A 17,027-nucleotide genomic window follows, 5' to 3' on the forward strand; every position below is an offset into this window, starting at 1 on the left:
CCCGGCCTTCGCCGGGGTGGTTGAAATATCCGCTGCTTCTCGTCCTGTTCGCGACCCCCGCCGCCCTCACCGCGCAAGAAACCCCCGCCGACCTGGTCGACCCCTTCGTCGGCACCCTCGCCGATTTCGGCCAACTCTCCCCCGCCGCAGTCGCACCGTTCGGCATGATGCAGCTCGGCCCCGACACCAGCCCCGCCAACCACGCCGGCTACGACCATGCCGCGACCACATTGCTCGGCTTCTCGCACACCCGCGGCGTCGGAGTCGGCTGCGGCGGCGCAGGCGGCGACCTGATGATCTCGCTGCGCTATGCTGGCCAGACCGGCCCGGCACTGATCGACAAATCCAGCGAAGCCGCGCATCCCGGCACCTACCGCGTCCGCTACGCCGGCGGCATCCTGGCCGAAATGGCAACGACACGGGGGGCGGGCGTGCTGCGCTTCACCCTGCCCCGCGCCGGCACGGTCGACCTGCGGATCGACCCGCGCCACAGCTATTCGAAACGTCTGGCCGCCAGCTGGGGCAGCCTCGCCAGTGACGACCTCCGCGCCGACCTCGTCGCGGGCACGGTCTGCGATCAGGGCGCCTATCATTTCCACAGCGCCAGCCGCATCCTCGTCAACGGACGGCGGATCCACCAGACGCTGACCGCCGGCCCGAACGATCTGGCCACGCTCCGCATCGCCGGCAAAGCGGGCGACACGATCGAGGTCCGCACCGGGCTCTCGACCGTCGACGGACGCGGCGCAGCATCGGTCCGCGACACGGAAGTCGGCAACAAGTCCCTCGCCGCCGTCGCGACCGAAACACGCGCCGTCTGGAACCGCGTCCTCGGCCGCGTGGTGCCGAGCGGCTCGCGAGACCAGCGTGCGCTGTTCTACACCTCGCTCTACCGCGTCATGGAAACCCCGGTCGCGATCGACGATCCCGACGGGCGCCACCGCGACAATGACGGCGCGGTGCAGACCTCGCCCAAGGGCCGGACGCGCTACGCCAACTGGTCGCTATGGGACAATTACCGCACCCAGATGCCGCTGCTCGCGCTGCTCCAGCCCGAGCGCAGCGCCGATATCGCGCAGTCGCTGGTCGCGCTCTATGCGAACGGTAAAGCGCAATGGTCGACTCCCCACGAACCCTTCCTGACGGTCCGCACCGAGCATGCCGGGATCGCGCTGCTCGACATGCACCGCAAGGGCATCGCGTTCGACGCGGCCGCCGCGCTGGCCGGAATGGCGGCGGACAGCGACACGCTCAAGCGCGGCACGCCCGACGAGCAGATCGAGGCCGCCTATGACGATTGGGCGACCGCCGAACTCGCACGCGATCTCGGCCGCACCGACCTCGCGAAGACTTTCACTGCCAAGGCGCAAAGCTACCGCCCGATGTGGCGATCGGTGTTCCAGACCCCCGGCGCGGACGGCGACGTGGTCAAAGCACGCGGGCTGTACCAGGGCACCTTGTGGCAATATCGCTGGGCGCCGATCTTCGACCTGCCGTGGATGATGCAAACGGTCGGGCGCGATCGACTGCTCGGCGAACTGCACCACTTCTTCGACGCTGGGCTGTTCAACATGACCAACGAGCCCGATATCCAGGTGCCCTGGATGTTCGCCGCGCTGGGCCAGCCGCAACCCACCGCCGATCTGATCCGGACGATCCTAACCAAACCGATCGCGCACCCCTATACCAACAGCGGCAAGCTCCCGGTGCCGTTCGTCGGCCGCAGCTTCGCGCTGTCGCCGCAGGGGTTCGCCGACGGGATGGACGACGATGCCGGCGGGATGACCGCCTGGTACGTGTTCGCGACGCTCGGCCTGTATCCGCTGGTACCCGGCGAGCCATGGTACGTCGTGACGACCCCGGCGTTCGCCCGCTCCGACATCGATCTCGGCAAGGGCCGCACGCTGACGATCCGGCGCTTGGGGCCCGAGGACGGCCGGATCACGCAGGCCAGCCTCAACGGACGGCCGCTTCAGAACTATCGCTTCCAGCACGCCGACCTGCTCCGCGGCGGCACGCTGACGATCACGACGGTAAGAATTGTCCCGCAACTGCAAGACGCCGCCGCTAAGACGCCAAAGGATGGAGCAAGCCGCCCCCGCTGAAGTCGTCGATCCCCCGGTCCAGCGGGCCCGGATGATCGGCTATGCGAGCGGCAATTTCGGCAAGAACGTCCTCGCGTCGACGATGGATGTCTTCCTGCTGTTCGTCCTGACCGAACGCTGGGGCGTGTCGCCAGCGGCGGCCGGGCTGGTGGTGATGATCGGGCTGGTGTGGGACGGCCTCTGCGATCCGCTGCTCGGCCGGCTGGTCGATCGGTCCGCGGACCGGCTTGGGCTGTACCGGCGACTGCTGTTCGTCGGTGCGCCCCTTGTCGGGGTGTTCTTCACGCTGTTCTTCCTCGATCCCGGCTGGCGCGGACCGGCGATCCTCGTCTGGGCGACCGTGACGGTGCTGCTGTTCCGCACCGCCTATTCGGTGTGCGACGTCGCGCACAACGCGCTGATGATGCGGATGACGCGGGCGCCGGGCGCCGCGACGACGCTGTCCGGCTTGCGGTATATGTTCAGCTGCCTCGGTGCGCTGACCGTCGCACATTTCGCGCGCGCGTTCGTCGATCCGGCGGCCGACGGCGGTGGTTATGGCCTGCTCGCCGTCACCGGCGGTGCGGCCCTCGCCTATGTCGCGACCCTCTGGCTGTCGGCTGCTTCCGCACCGCGATCGGTGGTCGCACCTGGCGCCTCGGCTCCGCGCGCGCCGCTCGCCTGGATCCTCGGCAACCGGCCGCTGCTGCTGTTGCTGGCGCTCGGCTTCGTCCAGGCGCTGACGCTACCGTTCTTCGCGCGCTCCTTCGCCTATATCGGCAAGGGGATATTTCACGATCCGGGCTGGACCGGCAAGGCGCTGACTATGCTGGCGCTCTCGCAACTCCTCGCGCTGCCCAGCTGGATGTGGGTGGCCCGGCGTTTCGAGCAAGGCCACGTGCTTGGTCTCGCGCTGGCCACCACCGCAGCCGGCCTGACGCTTTTTGCGACCGGATCCGCGGCGATGATCGCCGGCATCGCAGTGTTCGGCGTCGGGAATGCGGGGTTGCAGATGATGCTCTGGGCGGCGCTCGCCAACGCGATCGATCACGGGGAACGCGATACCGGCACGCGGTTCGAAGGGCTTCCGGTCGCATTGCTGCTGTTGACGCTGAAAACGGGCGGCGGTCTCAGCGGTGCGCTGCTCGGCCATGGTCTATCGCTGACCGGATGGAACGCCACGGCACGGCTGACACCAAACCAAGGCGATCAGTTGATGACGCTGGCATGGTCCGTGCCATTATGCGGCGCGCTATCATGTCTAGCGTTGCTGGTATGTCTAAGGCGCCGACGATCGCCGGACGGGTTTACCGCACGCTCGTCATGGTTTCCTCGAGCGTCGCGACCGCGGCCGTCCGGGAATGCCCCGTGAAAAAAAATTCTGTCCCGATCTTGATGCGGTAATCGGCCGAATTATTTTGCTTGCGCCGGACGCGTTAATCGGTCCGGTGACTGAGGGCACCGGCTCTCCCGGTGCTCCTCGTGCTCAGATTGCTCATGAGGAGGATTTGGATATGAGGACGAACTTCGATTTCACGCCCTATCGTCGGTCCACCGTCGGTTTCGACCGGCTGTTCGACCTGCTGGAGGCGAGTGCGCGGACCGAGCCGGTCGATGGCTATCCGCCGTTCGACATCGAACGCGAGAGTGAGGATAGCTATCAGATCACGCTCGCGGTTGCCGGGTTCAGACCCGACGACATCGAGATCGTCGCGCAGAACAACCAGCTGACGGTCAGCGGGCGCAAGCCGGACGACCGCGACGAAGGCCGCTTCGTCCACCGCGGGATCGCGACACGGGCGTTCGAGCGGCGTTTCCAGCTCGCCGATTTCGTGCAGGTACAGACCGCGAGCTTCGACAGCGGGCTGCTGCGGATCGCCCTGAAGCGCGAGATACCCGAGGCAATGAAGCCACGCCGGATCGAGATCACGGGCGCCGCAGCCAATGATCTCGCGCGCGATGCCGAGGTCCGGATCGAGGATCATCAGGCGGACCGCAACGCCGCCTGATCGGTCCTGCACAATCGAAGGGCGGTTGCCGGCTACGACGCTGGCAACCGCCCTTTTTTTGCCTTCGATACGGCCCGAAGTCGGCGAGCCGTATGCGGTTTCACCGTGGCGGTGGCGGCTTGACGTAGATATCGGCGGCAGACGGAACGACGTGGTTCGGCCGCGAAGACAGCCGCAACCAGCCGCCGCGCAGGACCACCAGTGCGGCGGCGGTCGCGACGACGACCAGCCCGAGTTCGATCTTGCGGAGCGTATCGCGGTTGCGCTCCTCGGTATTCCACAGGCCCTCCCATTCCTCCTCGGAACGGAACTCGTGATGGGTCTCGTCGAACTCCGCATCGTAATCGCTGTGATCGCCGTGCTCCATCATGCGCGACCTCCTTCCGCGAAGGTGCGGTCGTCGCCAACCAGCATCTCGACCGGGGTATCGCCGATCGGGCCGGGCGACTGATCTTCGTCGGTATGCGCGAACAGCCAGCGGCCGAGCAACCCGGCAACGGCGGCACCGGTCAGCGGTGCGAGCCAGAACAGCCAGAGCTGCGACAGCGCCCAGCCGCCGACGAACAGGGCGGGGCCGGTGCTGCGCGCGGGATTGACCGACGTATTGTCGATCGGGATCGAGATCAGGTGGATGAGCGTCAGCGCGAGGCCGATCGAGAGCGGCGCGAACGCTGCGGGAGAGCGCTCATCGGTGGCGCCGAGAATAACGGTCAGGAAACCCGCGGTCAGGATCGCCTCGGCGAGAAACGCGGTAGCGGCGCTGTAACCGCCCGGCGAATGAGCGCCATAACCATTGGCCGCGAACCCGCTGGCGACGAGGTCGAAACCGGCCGTACCCGATGCGAGCGCTGCAAGCGCTGCGCTGGCAAGAATCCCGCCGACGAGTTGCGCGAGGACATAGCCAGGCAGATCGCGCGCGGGAAACCGCCCGGCGATCGTCAGGCCCAGGCTGACTGCGGGGTTGAAATGCCCGCCGGAAATGAAGCCGACGGCAAACGCCATCGTGAAGACGGTGAGGCCGAAGGCGAGCGAGACGCCGACGAGCCCGATCGAACCGGGAACGCTGGTGCCGGCTGCCAGCACCGCGGCGCCGCAACCACCAAGAACCAGCCAGAAAGTCCCGATCGTCTCGGCTACCAGACGGCGCGCGGTGGCGATGGGACGCGGGCGCCGCGCTGCTCCTGCAACGGCGCGAACCTGTGACGCTTCGGTCATCCTCTTGTGCCTCGTACAGGACGCCTTGACGGGCGTCTCTGATCCTCGAAAATCAGGGCGGCGGTGGCCGTGGCCATCCGCCGCCCCTTAGGGCTCAGCCCGTACGGCTTACTTGCCGCGGAGCGTGTTGATCAGCGCGATGCCGAGGACGCCGGCAACCGCTGCTGCAGTGAAGGGACGCTCCTTCGAGAACTGGCGCACATAGTCGACGAGCGGACGGATGTTGTCTTCGACAACGTCCTTGGCCTGGCCGACGGTCTTCTGGACGGTGCCGCCCAACTGATCCGCAACGCCTTCGCTCTTCAGCGACTTGTCGCCGGTCGCGGTGCCGAGAGCTTCCTTGGCCTTGCCGCCGAAATCGGTTGCTGCGCCTGCGAGGGTATCGGTGTTCATGGATAGTCTCCTTGGTTGATAATGGTTTGAAGAGAGGTAATCAGAAACGAGGCGTGTCGGTAACGTCGCGCGCGTCGTTACGATCCTCGAACGATGCGGATTGCGGACGGTTCATCGAATCTGCCGTCGTTTCTTCGCCGAGCGAACGCTTGGTGGCGGCGTTGTCGCCAGCCTTGGCTCCATCAAGCATACGCTTAACCGCATTGCCCGCCGCATCGCGACCGCCCAACCCGAAAGCCAGTGCAAAAGCCACCGCGATCGCACCGAGCAGCAACCCGAACGCCAGGTTGATGATGTCGTCAGCCAGGCCCATGAAGCGCAGGCCGATCGCCGTGCCGAGCACGATGATCGCGATCCGCACGACCGGTGCCGCAACGCGCGTGCCCTGGTCGCCGTTACGCTCGACCGCATGGGCTACGATGCGCGCGATGACGACCGATGCGAAGATGATGATCGCACCGAACACGACCTGCCCGAACAGCGTCAGCACCTCGGCCATGATCTGCGAGCCATAGGCGAAGTTCAGCTGGCGGAAGGCTTCCATCAGGCCGAAGATCAGGATCGCGGCGAACGCGCCGGTGCCCACGGCCTTGGACGGCACGAGCGAGGGACCGGTCGTGCCGAGCTGGCGGTTCTCTGCGCTGCCGAAGATGCCGATCGAGCCGATCGTCCGGTCGAAACCGGTCGTGGCCAGGAACTGCGTCAACAGGCGCGACGCGAACTTGGCGATGACATAGGCGACGGCGAGGATCATGCCTGCGGCGATGACGTGCGGGATGGCATCGAGAATGATGCGCAGCATGGCAGTTGCCGGCTGCGAGATCGCCGCGATGTTCAGCGTGTCGAGCGCCGCGATCGACACCGGAATGATGATCAGCGCAAACACGATGCCACCGATGGTCCGGGGCAGCATGGTCGGATCGCTCGGCCTGGTCGCCCCGACATGCGTCGAGAAGCGCTCGACATGGCTGGCCGTGATGACCGCCTCGACCGCCTTCTTGGCGACCTTGGCAAGCACATAGCCCAGGAAGAAGATCAGCGCGGCGCCGATAATCCGCGGGACCGCCTGGCCGAACCCCTGAAGCATGTCACCAAGCGGGCCGGTCGCGCCGGCAAGCCCCAGCGGCTGCGTTGCGAGGAACAGCGCGATCAGCAGAACCACCCAATAGGCGGCATCGCCAACCTGCGCGCCGATCGTGGTCGGGTTGCGCGGGTTGGCGTTCGGTTCGTTGGCGTGAATCGCGAGCGGCGTCTTGTTGACGAGCTTGGCGACGCCCCACTTCACGGCGCGGGCGATCGCCCAGCCGATCATCAGGATGATCAGCGCGGCGATGATCCGCGGCGTCCAGATTTCCACGTAGCTCCAAGCTTGCGCCCCGAAGTCGCGGGTGTTCGATACGACCGTATCGCCCGCATAGGTTACGTCTTGCATGATAGTGTCCCTAGAAACCCTCTACGGGGCCTGGTTCCGGAAGATACGCGGCATCCTCCGAACGGACGCCGATGCCGCATCCGATCCTGTTACGTCAGAGCGGCGATGCCGGATCAGCCAGAATACCGCACGCCGCCGCGGCCTTGCCGACTTCGAGCGGTACCTTGGGATCCTTGACCTGGCCGGAAACGCGGATGAAATCGCTCACCGTCAGGAGTCCCGGCGTCGTGTCGCCTTCGCGCGATGCCTTGGCGGCACGGCCAAGTTGCTGGAGCTGCCCGAGCGACAGGTTTGCCTCGAGTCGGTCGCCGACGCACTGCGACTGCGCCGGCTGGAAGCCATAGCCCTCGAGCGAGGTCGCGATCTTTGCCGACGGGTTGACGCACGCGGACAGCGACAACGCGCCCATCCCGACCGTGAGAACCCCTGCGATGCATGCGAAACTACGATGCTGAATCATGATAAGCCCCTGTCTTCGGGCGCCATGCGGCTTCCGTCCGATCGGACGTAAAACCCATATTTCCCAAACGCATAACAAGCAGCCAGCGGGATGTATCCTAGGTAGTGATGCACTATCGGACCATGCGAATTATACCATCCGCGGACTGGGTCGATCGCGCGAACACGGCACCGGGCGGCGGACCGGCCGGTGCTGGATTTCAGCCGACAGCCTTGCTGAGGATGCGGGAAAGCTGCTCGACCGAATACGGCTTGTGAAGCAGTTCGAACCCGTGCGTGCCGTCCTGCGCCAGCACGTTGCTGTAGCCGGACGTCAGGACTACGGGCAGCGTCGGGTAGCAGTCACGGATCGCTTTTCCCAGTTCGATGCCATTCATCCCGGGCATGACCACATCGGAAAAGACGATGTCGAACCGGGTCGCGTTCGCGGCGAGTTCGGCCAATGCCTCCTGTGCGTTGCCCGCCCACACCGTCACGTACCCGAGTTCGGCGAGCGACTGGGTGGTGAAGGTGCCGACCTCCTTATTGTCCTCGACCACCAGGACACAGGTGCCGTGGCCATCCGCAAGCCCCTCGCCCACCTCATCGAGTTCGGCCAGCGCGCCTTGGTCGACCTGCGGGAGATACAGCGTGAACACCGTGCCTCGCCCGACCTCGCTCTCGACGGTGATGTCGCCACCGGATTGCTTGGCGAACCCGAACACCTGACTGAGGCCGAGACCGGTGCCCTGCCCAACGCCTTTGGTCGTGAAGAACGGCTCGAAGATGCGCTCCAGTTTGTCGGGCTCGATCCCCGATCCGCTGTCGGCCATCGCGATCGCGACATACCGCCCCTCGACCGCCGGGTGCGAGCGAACGGCGGGAATGCGCGTCGCCGACCGCACCGTGATGTCGATCCGCCCCGCCCCCTCCATCGCATCGCGCGCGTTGACCGCCATGTTGACCAGCGCGGTATCCAGCTGGCTCGGGTCGACGCTGGTAAAACAGGGCGTCTCGGGAATATCGATGGCGATGACGATTCGCGATCCGGTCAGCGTGCCGAGCATGTCGGAAATAACCCGCAGGCTTTGTCCGACATCGATCACCTCGGGCTGCAGCGCCTGACGGCGCGCGAAGGCGAGCAACTGACCCGTCAGCTTCGCGGCGCGATCGGCGGTATCGGAGATCGCATCGATATACCGCTCCCGCCGTTCGGGGCTGAGATCGGGACGCTTGAGTAGATCGGTAGCCGAACGGATCACGGTCAGCAGGTTGTTGAAGTCGTGCGCGACCCCGCCGGTCAACTGGCCGACCGCCTCCATCTTCTGCGACTGACGCAGGGCGTCCTCGGCGGTCTGCAGCTCGCTCGTCCGCGCTGCGACCTGCTGTTCGAGCGACGCCGCGAGCGTGCTCAACGCATGTTCCGAGCGGCGGCGTTCGGTGGCGATCCGCGTCCGCTCGGCAACTTCGCGAATGAATACGACCTCGTCCGGTCGCCAGCGTCGCGACGCCGCCGACCCGACGTACAGCATCGCCACGAGGCGGCTATTCTCCATGACCGGCATGTTGATGATCGCCCGCGCGTCGAGCGCTTCGAGCGCGATTGTCGTCGTGACGGTCCGCGGATCGGTCCGCGCGTCCTCGATGCAAACCTCGTCACCACGCTTCAGGTCGTCGATGTACGAGCCATAGCCGCGCAGCGCGAAAACGCCCTTGAGCGGCTTCACGGTGGGGGCGCTCCAGTCGCGGACGATCGTCACCGTCTCAGCCGAGAGGTCGATTTCGCCAAAGCCGGCGCGACTGGCCTCGAGCGTGCTGCCGATGATCCGTGCCGCAGCAAACGCAATGTCGTCCGGCTGATCGATATCGCGGAAGACGTCACCGAGTTCGACGAGGCCCGCGCGCATGATCTCGTTGCGTTGATGCTCGGTGATATCGGTCGACACGCCGGCGATCCGCAACGCCTCGCCCTTGGCATCATAGAAAGGCTGGCCGCGCGATGCGATCCAGCGCACCTCGCCGTCCGGCCGGAGGATACGATAGATGACGTCGTAGTCATTGCCCTCGGCGATGCACCGACGGACTTCGGCCGCGCTTTTTTCGCGGTCGTTCGGATGGATGACCTGCAACCGCTCGTCATAGGTGAAGGGTTGATCGAGCGGACGCCCGAAAATCTCCTTGCAGGTTTCCGACGCGATCAGTTGGCGACTGACCACATCGAGCGTCCAGGTGCCGAACCGTGCTGCCTTGAGCGTGAACGCCAGTTCGCGCTCATGCTCCTTTTGGAGCCGCAGGCGATCGGTCAGTTCCGCCATCAGCGACGCATTGCTGACTTCCAGGCCATGCAACTTCTCGCGCTCGATCGTCACGTCGACCTGGCTGGCGAAGAAATACGCCAGTACGCCCTCGGTATCGTACACCGGCGCCATCAACAGCCGGTTCCAGAACAGCTCGCCATTGCTGCGATGATTGCGGATATCGATCTCGATCGATTCGGCGCGGCGCACCGCATCGCGGATCTTCGCGACCGCATCCGGATCGGTTTCAGGCCCCTGCAGGAACCGACAGTTACGCCCGAGAATTTCCTCCCGCAGATAGCCGCTGAGCCGGCAGAACGCATCGTTGGCGAACACCACGGGATTATCCGGAAGGCGCGGATTGGTGATGATCATCGGCATCCGGGTCGCCCGCACCGCCGCGACGAACGGATCGGTCCCGACATCCTGCCCCAGCACCTGGGCCGCGATGCGCTCGGCGTCCGCCGTCATTTTCGGCACGCCCTGGACGGTGCTGTCGGTCGTATCGGTCAAAGCCCGCCTCGATTGTCGCTAAGTCCCTGACATCTAGGCGACGCCCCGGATGGCTGCAATGGAGCCTTGCTCGCCGAGATTTATCCGACCGCTGCCGTCGAACCGCGACGCGGCGCGTTGAGCACCCCGAGGACGTTTTTCATAGAGGATGGTCGTTGCCGAATTTTCTGGTGGCCGAAAGCGAGACGGCAGACGAGCGCGAGGCGCGGCGCCGACATGCGGGGAAGAGTTCGGGCGAGACCTATGCCGCGACGCTGCGGCAGCTCCGACCCGATGCCGCGATTACCATCGTTGCCCCTGCCGATGAGGGCGCACACGTGTTCGACGCCGCCGCGCTGCATGCCTTCGATGCGGTGTTCGTCACCGGATCGCCAATGCATGTCTATGACGACACGCCGGAAGTTCGCCGCCAGATCGCTTTCATGCGCATGGTCTTTGCATCGCGCACGCCATCGTTCGGATCCTGTGCCGGGTTGCAGATCGCGGTTGCCGCGGCCGGCGGCACCGTCCGTAGAATGCCCGAACGGCTCGAGGCCGGTATCGCGCGCCGCATCACGCCGACCGAGGCAGGCCGCGATCACCCCTTACTCGCAGGCCGGGCCGCGAGTTGGGACGCGCCGGCGATCCACGGCGACGAGGTCGAGACGCTTCCCGCGGATGCGACCCTGCTGGCCAGCAACGCGGTCACTGCCGTCCAGGCCGCGGAAATCCGCCATGACGGCGGGGTTTTCTGGGGCGTACAATATCACCCCGAACTGGCGCCGGGCGAGATCGCCATCGCGTTGCGTCGCCAGTCGTCCGACATCGTCGACGCGGGACTTGCCGAGAGCGATGCCGATGTCGAACGGCAGGCGGCGTTGCTCGACGCGCTTCACGACGCACCCGATCGCCGCTCGCTATTATGGGCCTTGGGCGTCGACCATGCCTTCGCCGAAGAGACGCTGCGCCGAACCGAGCTTATCAATTTCCTCGATCATCTCGCCGGGCGCTGACCGCGACCGCATGCAATCCCGACGAACGCGATGCCCCCCGGGGCGAATCGTATCGGGAACTTGCCTCTGGTCCTGACAACGGCATGGATAGGAAAATGACCGACGCATCCACCATCACGCTCCATCGCCAAGGCTTCGAACAGCGGCCGGTGATCGTTATCGACGATTTCTGGTCGGATCCCGACGCGTTGCGCGACGATGCCGCGAGCCTTCGCATGGGTGTGATCGGACCGCATTATCCCGGCGTTCGCGCGGCAGTACCCCCTCGACTGGCGGAAACGATGCGACGGAAGATCGCACCGTTGCTGGCCGAACATTTCGGGCTCGATTCCGCCCCGGCGATTTCCGAAGCCTATTATTCTCTCGTCACCACCGCGCCCGCCGACCTCGCCCCGATCCAGCGCCTGCCGCATTTCGATGGCGTCGAGCCGCGGCGCATCGCCGTGCTGTTGTTCCTTGGCCACGGCGAACAGGGTGGCACCGCTTTCTATCGGCAGCGCGCGACGGGCTATGAAAGCGTCGATGCGACGAGGTTCGACCGATTTACGGAAGCGCTGGATACCGCAGTCCAGGCGCACGGCCTGCCCGACGCGGCCTATATTACCGACGATACGCCGCTCTTCGAACGGATCGCGGTACAGCCCGCCGTTTTCAACCGGGCACTCGTCTATGCGGGCAATACGCTGCACTGTGCCTATCTGCCGCCCGAAACGGTCCTTACCGCCGATCCGTTGGCGGGACGGCTGACGCTCAACCTGTTCCTGTTCGACGACTGATCGCGCCGACGCGCGGCTTAGGGCAATGGTCGCGCCGACACGCGGCTAGGGCAGTGATCGCGCCGACGCGCGGCTAGGGCATCCCTAGATCTGTGTTCGTGCAGCGCGGCATGAGCTGCTGACACGGCTGTGAATACGTATGCTGATTCCTTTTGCCGGGCCCCTCTCGGGGATACAGCGGCTTCAGGACAATCGACGCGCATGCACGACGTCGAGGACACTGAAAAACACAGCCGAGGATGCGCGGGATCCGTCTCGCCGAAGGGGATTTCATGAGCAATTTCAAACCGTATCGCGGCCACGCGACGTTCGGACTGACGACGCACACGCGCCTCGCGCTCCGGGTCAGCGCGGCCGCGCTCGCCGCAGCGCTGATCCTGCCGGGACAGGCTGCATTCGCGCAGGTCGCACCCTCGACCGCGACACCCGGTACGCCGAACGCCAACCCGACCGCGGCTGCGCAGGTCGATGCCGTCACCACCGCTGCCGAGCCGACGCCGCAGCCGGCGGACGCGGTTCCCACCGCACCACAAGATGCTGCTGCACAGGCCGTTGCATCGCCGGACGACGCGTCCGACGGCGGTGACATCGTCGTGACCGGCATCCGCGCCGGCCTCGAATCCTCCGCCAAGATCAAGCGCCAGTCGGTGCTGATCGTCGACTCGATCTCGGCCGAAGACGTCGGCAAGCTACCCGACGTGTCGATCGCGGACTCGCTCGCGCGCCTGCCGGGCGTGACCGCACAGCGTCTCGAAGGCCGCGACCAGCGCCTGTCGATCCGCGGCCTCGGCCCCGATTTCTCGACCACGCTGCTCAACGGCCGCGAACAGGTGACGACCGGCGACAACCGCGGCGTCGAGTTCGACCAATATCCGTCGGAATTCTTCAAGAACGTCAACGTCTACAAGTCGGCCGACGCGTCGCTGATCGCCGCCGGGATCGCCGGCACAGTCGACCTGCGGATGCTGCGTCCGCTCGACCAGCCCAACCGGATCGTCGCGATCAGCGCGCGTGGCCAGATGAACGGCATCGACAAGCTCAACCCGGACGGCACGCGCTACGGCTATCGCGCCTCTGCGACCTATGTCGACAAGTTCGCCGACGACACGCTCGGCATCGCGATCGGCGTATCCGCGACGCAGACGCCGTCGCAGAACGAGCGCTACAATGCGTGGGGCTATAGCGGCACCGGCACCGCAGCCGACCCGTTCCTGGTCAACGGCGCCAAGCCCTATGTCCAGTCGAACGAGCTGAAGCGCTACGGCGGCGTCGCGACGATCGAGTGGCAGCCGTCCGACAGCTTCCATTCGACCTTCGACGCGCTGTATTCGCATTTCCAGGAAACGCAGATCCTGCGCGGTATCGAATTCCCGCTTGCCGGCCAGCTGGCCAGCGCCGGTACGGTCGGCGGCACGACGGTTTCGGGCGTGACGAGCAGCGATGGTTTCGTCACCGACGCGACGTTCGGCAACGTCTTCGGCGTGCAGCGCAACGATTATAACCAGCGCAAGGCGGACAATTACTCGTTCGGCTGGAACAACGATCTCAAGCTGACCGACACGATCCACCTGAACGTCGACGCGAGCTGGAGCCATGCGGACCGCACCGACTTCCTGCTCGAAACCAACACCGGCACCGGTTTCGCGAAGAGCGGCGCGGCCGACACCGTCACGGTCAAGCAGAACGGCAACGGCACCTACACCTTCTCGCCGATGCTGGATTACACCGATACCAACGTCTTCAAGCTGACCGATCCGCAAGGGTGGGGCAACAACGGCACGCAGCAGGTCGTCCAGACCGGCTTCCTCAACCGGCCGAGCTTCAAGGACGATCTGAAGTCGCTCCGCGCAAGCCTCAACGGCGAGTTCTCGAACAGTGTCGTCAAGGGCTGGGAAGCCGGCGGCAACTATAGCCAGCGCAAGAAGACCAGCGCCTACACGTCCTACTTCCTGTGCCCGCCGGGCGGCGGCGTGGGCTGCACCGTGGCGAGCGGCTCGCCGCTCAGCAGCGACGTTCCCAGCGAGGCGCAGCTCGGGACCAATGTCGCGCTCGATTATCTCGGCATCCCGCAGATGCTGACGCTCGACCCGCTCTATCTCTATAACAACACGCTGCAGTCGGCGTTCGATGGCCGGCCGTCTGCGCTGGTGCGCGACAATGTCGTGCTCGAAAAGGTTTGGACCGGCTACGCGAAGGTCACGATCGACGGCCTGGTCGGCGACAAGCCGCTCAAGGGCTCGATCGGCGCGCAGGTCGTGCATTCGGACCAGAGCTCGACCGGGCAGATCGCCAGCGTCGTCGGTGGCGCGGTGACGATCGCACCGGTGAAGGAGTCGGTGAAATACACCAATTTCCTGCCGTCGGCGACGATGTCGGTCGAACTGATCCCGCTGGGCTTCGTCAAGGTCGGCGCATCGCAGACGATGATCCGTCCGCGCCTCGACCAGGAGCGCGTGACGCAGGACGTCGCGATCAACCTGACCAACATCGGCCAGACGCCTGCCGGCCTGTTCCCGGTGTTCACCTCGACCGGCGGCAACGTCAATCTGAAGCCGTATCAGTCGACCAACATCGATCTGTCGTTCGAGAAGTATTTCGAAGGCGGCGGCTATGTCGCGCTGTCGAGCTACTTCAAGCACCTGACCGACTTCGTCGATCCGAACAATTCGCTGCCCTACGACTTCTCGGCGCTGCTCCCCTCCCTCACCGCGGCGCAGCAGGCGCAGGTGATCGCGGCGGGTCAGACGATCGGCAACGTCTCCTTGCCCGACAACACCGGTCGCGGCGAAGTGCTCGGCGTCGAGGCGACTCTGTCGCTGCCGTTCAAGGCGATCACGTCCGCGCTCGACGGCTTCGGCATGTTCGCCAGCGGCAACTACACGCAGTCGACGATCAAGTATGGCAGCAACCCGACCGAGGCGATCACCCTGCCCGGCCTGTCCAAATGGACCGGCAGCGGCACGATCTACTTCGAGAAATGGGGCTTCCAGGCGCGCGCGAACTACCGCTACCGGTCGAGCTTCCTCGCCGAGGTCGCAGGTCTGTCGGCCAACCCAACCTATCGCACCGCCCGAGCGGAAGCGATCCTGGATGCGCAGATCGGCTATGAGTTCCAGTCGGGGCCGCTGCGCAACTTCGCGATTTTGGCGCAGGCGAAGAACCTGACCGACCGGCCGTTCGTGACGTACCAGAACGACGATCCGCGCCAGGTGATCGACTACCAGCGCTATGGTCGTGATTACTATGTGGGCATCACCTACAAGTTCTGACCGGGGGGCGGGGCGGTGGATGCCGCCCCGCGAGGCCCTGCTGACGGGCACCTGACGGTTTGAAAACGGGACGCAGACTATGGCCGACCACCCCTTGCGCATAGTCATTGCCGGTGGCGGTACCGCCGGCTGGATGGCCGCCGCCACCTTCGCGCGGTTCCTGGAGACGGGATACGAGATCGACCTGATCGAGTCCGACGCGATCGGCACGGTCGGGGTCGGCGAGGCGACGATCCCGCAGATCCATCTGTTCAACGATGCGCTCGGGCTCGACGAGGATGCGTTCCTCCGCGCGACCGGCGGCACGTTCAAGCTCGGCATCGAGTTCGTCGACTGGTTCAAGCCGGGCCACCGTTACATGCACGCGTTCGGCGATGTCGGTCGCGACGTCGGCCTGTTGCCGTTCCACCAATATTGGCTGCGCGCGCGGTCGCTGGGGCTCGCCGGCGATCTCGGCGCCTATTCGCTGAACACGCACGCCGCGCTTGCCGAGCGGATGCAGCGGGGGCCTGCCCGTACCGCGCGGACGCTGCCGTCGATGCCGTACGCGTATCATTTCGATGCCGGCCTCTATGCACGCTACCTGCGACGCTATTCCGAGACCCGCGGCGCCAACCGGATCGAGGGCAAGATCGTCCGTGTCACGCGCGACGGTGAGAGCGGGGACGTCTCCGGCCTGGTTCTGGAGAGCGGCACGACCGTCGCCGCCGACCTGTATATCGACTGCACCGGCTTTCGCGGGCTGCTGATCGAGGAGGCGCTCGGCACGGGGTACGAGGACTGGACGCATTGGCTGCCGTGCGACCGCGCGATCGCGGTGCCATCGGCGCGCAGCGAAGCATTCACGCCGTACACACGCTCAACTGCCCATGCAGCGGGCTGGCAGTGGCGGATCCCGTTGCAGCATCGCACCGGCAACGGCGTGGTGTTCTCCAGCGCACACATGAGCGAGGACGAGGCGACCGCGACGCTGCTCAGCGGACTAGACACCCCGGCGATGGCCGATCCGCGGACGATCGCGTTCCGCACCGGCCGCCGCAAGCAGATGTGGAACCGCAACGTCGTCGCGCTCGGGCTAGCCGCCGGCTTCATGGAACCGCTCGAATCCACCAGCATCCACCTGATCCAGTCGGCAATCTCGCGGTTGCTGAAGCTCTTGCCGGGCCGGGTCATCGCCGACGCCGACCGCACCGAGTTCAACCGCCAGAGCGACTTCGAATACGAGCGCATCCGCGACTTCATCATCCTCCATTACAAAGCGACGGAACGCGACGACTCGCCGTTCTGGCGCCAGTGCCGCGACATGGTGGTGCCCGACACGCTCGCCGCGAAGATCGAATTGTGGCGCGGCAGCGGGCACATCGTCCGCGAGCATGAGGAGCTGTTCACCGAGGTCGGTTGGCTCCAGGTGCTCGCCGGGCAAGGCATCGTGCCGCGCGGCCATCATCCCTTGGCGGATGCGATATCGACCGCCGATCTGGCCGAGTTCATGGACACGATCGACAAGCTGAACGCGCGCGAGGCAGGCCAGATGCAGGATCATGCCGCGTTCGTCGCCCAGCACTGCGCCGCCGCGGCGGGCCTGACCGCATGACCCCCGACGCCGACA

General features: G+C 65.6%; 13 protein-coding genes. 7 read left to right on the forward strand and 6 right to left on the reverse strand.

Features of this window, described 5'->3' with window-relative positions:
• Positions 1-20: 20 nt before the first annotated feature.
• The 3 genes from SPHN_RS05745 (at position 21) to SPHN_RS05755 (ending at position 4,093) form a co-directional block, all read left to right on the forward strand.
• Entirely contained in the window at positions 21-2,105 is a 2,085-nt protein-coding gene (locus tag SPHN_RS05745; RefSeq protein ID WP_248521880.1) for a glycoside hydrolase domain-containing protein, read from the forward strand.
• Complete coding sequence (locus SPHN_RS05750; RefSeq protein ID WP_248521881.1) at positions 2,083-3,456, forward strand: MFS transporter; 1,374 nt, start codon at positions 2,083-2,085, stop codon at positions 3,454-3,456. The genes SPHN_RS05745 and SPHN_RS05750 overlap by 23 nt, the downstream gene beginning before the upstream one ends.
• Positions 3,457-3,598: 142 nt before the next feature.
• The gene (locus SPHN_RS05755) at positions 3,599-4,093 is read left to right on the forward strand and encodes an Hsp20 family protein (protein ID WP_248521882.1); all 495 of its coding nucleotides are present in this window, start codon (positions 3,599-3,601) and stop codon (positions 4,091-4,093) included.
• A 100-nt stretch (positions 4,094-4,193) separates the two neighbouring features.
• Here SPHN_RS05755 and SPHN_RS05760 read toward each other — a convergent pair whose 3' ends face one another.
• From SPHN_RS05760 to SPHN_RS05785, 6 genes are all read right to left on the reverse strand, one after another.
• A complete protein-coding gene (locus SPHN_RS05760) occupies positions 4,194-4,463 on the reverse strand; it encodes a hypothetical protein (protein WP_248521883.1) in 270 nt (89 codons plus the stop codon).
• Positions 4,460-5,308: an aquaporin Z gene (gene aqpZ, locus SPHN_RS05765; protein ID WP_248521884.1), complete on the reverse strand. Its 849-nt coding sequence runs from the start codon at positions 5,306-5,308 to the stop codon at positions 4,460-4,462. The genes SPHN_RS05760 and aqpZ overlap by 4 nt, the downstream gene beginning before the upstream one ends.
• A 108-nt stretch (positions 5,309-5,416) precedes the next feature.
• Complete coding sequence (locus SPHN_RS05770; RefSeq protein WP_187504463.1) at positions 5,417-5,701, reverse strand: CsbD family protein; 285 nt, start codon at positions 5,699-5,701, stop codon at positions 5,417-5,419.
• A 40-nt stretch (positions 5,702-5,741) separates the two neighbouring features.
• A complete protein-coding gene (locus SPHN_RS05775) occupies positions 5,742-7,133 on the reverse strand; it encodes a mechanosensitive ion channel (protein WP_248521885.1) in 1,392 nt (463 codons plus the stop codon).
• Positions 7,134-7,227: 94 nt separating this feature from the next.
• Complete coding sequence (locus tag SPHN_RS05780) at positions 7,228-7,593, reverse strand: hypothetical protein (RefSeq protein WP_248521886.1); 366 nt, start codon at positions 7,591-7,593, stop codon at positions 7,228-7,230.
• A gap of 199 nt (positions 7,594-7,792) precedes the next feature.
• The gene (locus SPHN_RS05785) at positions 7,793-10,381 is read right to left on the reverse strand and encodes a PAS domain-containing protein (RefSeq protein ID WP_248521887.1); all 2,589 of its coding nucleotides are present in this window, start codon (positions 10,379-10,381) and stop codon (positions 7,793-7,795) included.
• A gap of 155 nt (positions 10,382-10,536) precedes the next feature.
• Between SPHN_RS05785 and SPHN_RS05790 the strand changes: the two genes are divergently transcribed.
• The 4 genes from SPHN_RS05790 (at position 10,537) to SPHN_RS05805 (ending at position 17,012) form a co-directional block, all read left to right on the forward strand.
• Positions 10,537-11,373 carry a type 1 glutamine amidotransferase gene (locus tag SPHN_RS05790; protein ID WP_248521888.1) on the forward strand — a complete coding sequence of 279 codons (837 nt, stop codon included), beginning with the start codon at positions 10,537-10,539 and terminating at the stop codon, positions 11,371-11,373.
• 95 nt (positions 11,374-11,468) lie between these two features.
• Positions 11,469-12,149, forward strand: a complete 681-nt coding sequence (locus tag SPHN_RS05795) for a DUF6445 family protein (RefSeq protein ID WP_248521889.1) — start codon at positions 11,469-11,471, stop codon at positions 12,147-12,149.
• A gap of 272 nt (positions 12,150-12,421) precedes the next feature.
• On the forward strand, positions 12,422-15,418 hold the full coding sequence (locus SPHN_RS05800) for a TonB-dependent receptor (RefSeq protein ID WP_248521890.1): 2,997 nt from the start codon (positions 12,422-12,424) through the stop codon (positions 15,416-15,418).
• A 79-nt stretch (positions 15,419-15,497) separates the two neighbouring features.
• The gene (locus SPHN_RS05805; RefSeq protein WP_248521891.1) at positions 15,498-17,012 is read left to right on the forward strand and encodes a tryptophan halogenase family protein; all 1,515 of its coding nucleotides are present in this window, start codon (positions 15,498-15,500) and stop codon (positions 17,010-17,012) included.
• The last annotated feature ends 15 nt before the right edge of the window (positions 17,013-17,027 follow it).

Origin of the sequence: Sphingomonas faeni (assembly GCF_023195535.1) — a bacterium.
GTDB lineage: Bacteria > Pseudomonadota > Alphaproteobacteria > Sphingomonadales > Sphingomonadaceae > Sphingomonas > Sphingomonas faeni_B.

What these genes read in the sequence shown, in the direction of transcription:
- SPHN_RS05750 (WP_248521881.1), top strand. Translation starts at nt 2,083, where the DNA reads ATGGAGCAAGCCGCCCCCGCTGAAGTCGTCGATCCCCCGGTCCAGCGG.
- SPHN_RS05755 (WP_248521882.1), top strand. Translation starts at nt 3,599, where the DNA reads ATGAGGACGAACTTCGATTTCACGCCCTATCGTCGGTCCACCGTCGGT.
- SPHN_RS05760 (WP_248521883.1), bottom strand. Translation starts at nt 4,463, where the DNA reads ATGATGGAGCACGGCGATCACAGCGATTACGATGCGGAGTTCGACGAG.
- aqpZ (WP_248521884.1), bottom strand. Translation starts at nt 5,308, where the DNA reads ATGACCGAAGCGTCACAGGTTCGCGCCGTTGCAGGAGCAGCGCGGCGC.
- SPHN_RS05770 (WP_187504463.1), bottom strand. Translation starts at nt 5,701, where the DNA reads ATGAACACCGATACCCTCGCAGGCGCAGCAACCGATTTCGGCGGCAAG.
- SPHN_RS05775 (WP_248521885.1), bottom strand. Translation starts at nt 7,133, where the DNA reads ATGCAAGACGTAACCTATGCGGGCGATACGGTCGTATCGAACACCCGC.
- SPHN_RS05780 (WP_248521886.1), bottom strand. Translation starts at nt 7,593, where the DNA reads ATGATTCAGCATCGTAGTTTCGCATGCATCGCAGGGGTTCTCACGGTC.
- SPHN_RS05795 (WP_248521889.1), top strand. Translation starts at nt 11,469, where the DNA reads ATGACCGACGCATCCACCATCACGCTCCATCGCCAAGGCTTCGAACAG.
- SPHN_RS05800 (WP_248521890.1), top strand. Translation starts at nt 12,422, where the DNA reads ATGAGCAATTTCAAACCGTATCGCGGCCACGCGACGTTCGGACTGACG.
- SPHN_RS05805 (WP_248521891.1), top strand. Translation starts at nt 15,498, where the DNA reads ATGGCCGACCACCCCTTGCGCATAGTCATTGCCGGTGGCGGTACCGCC.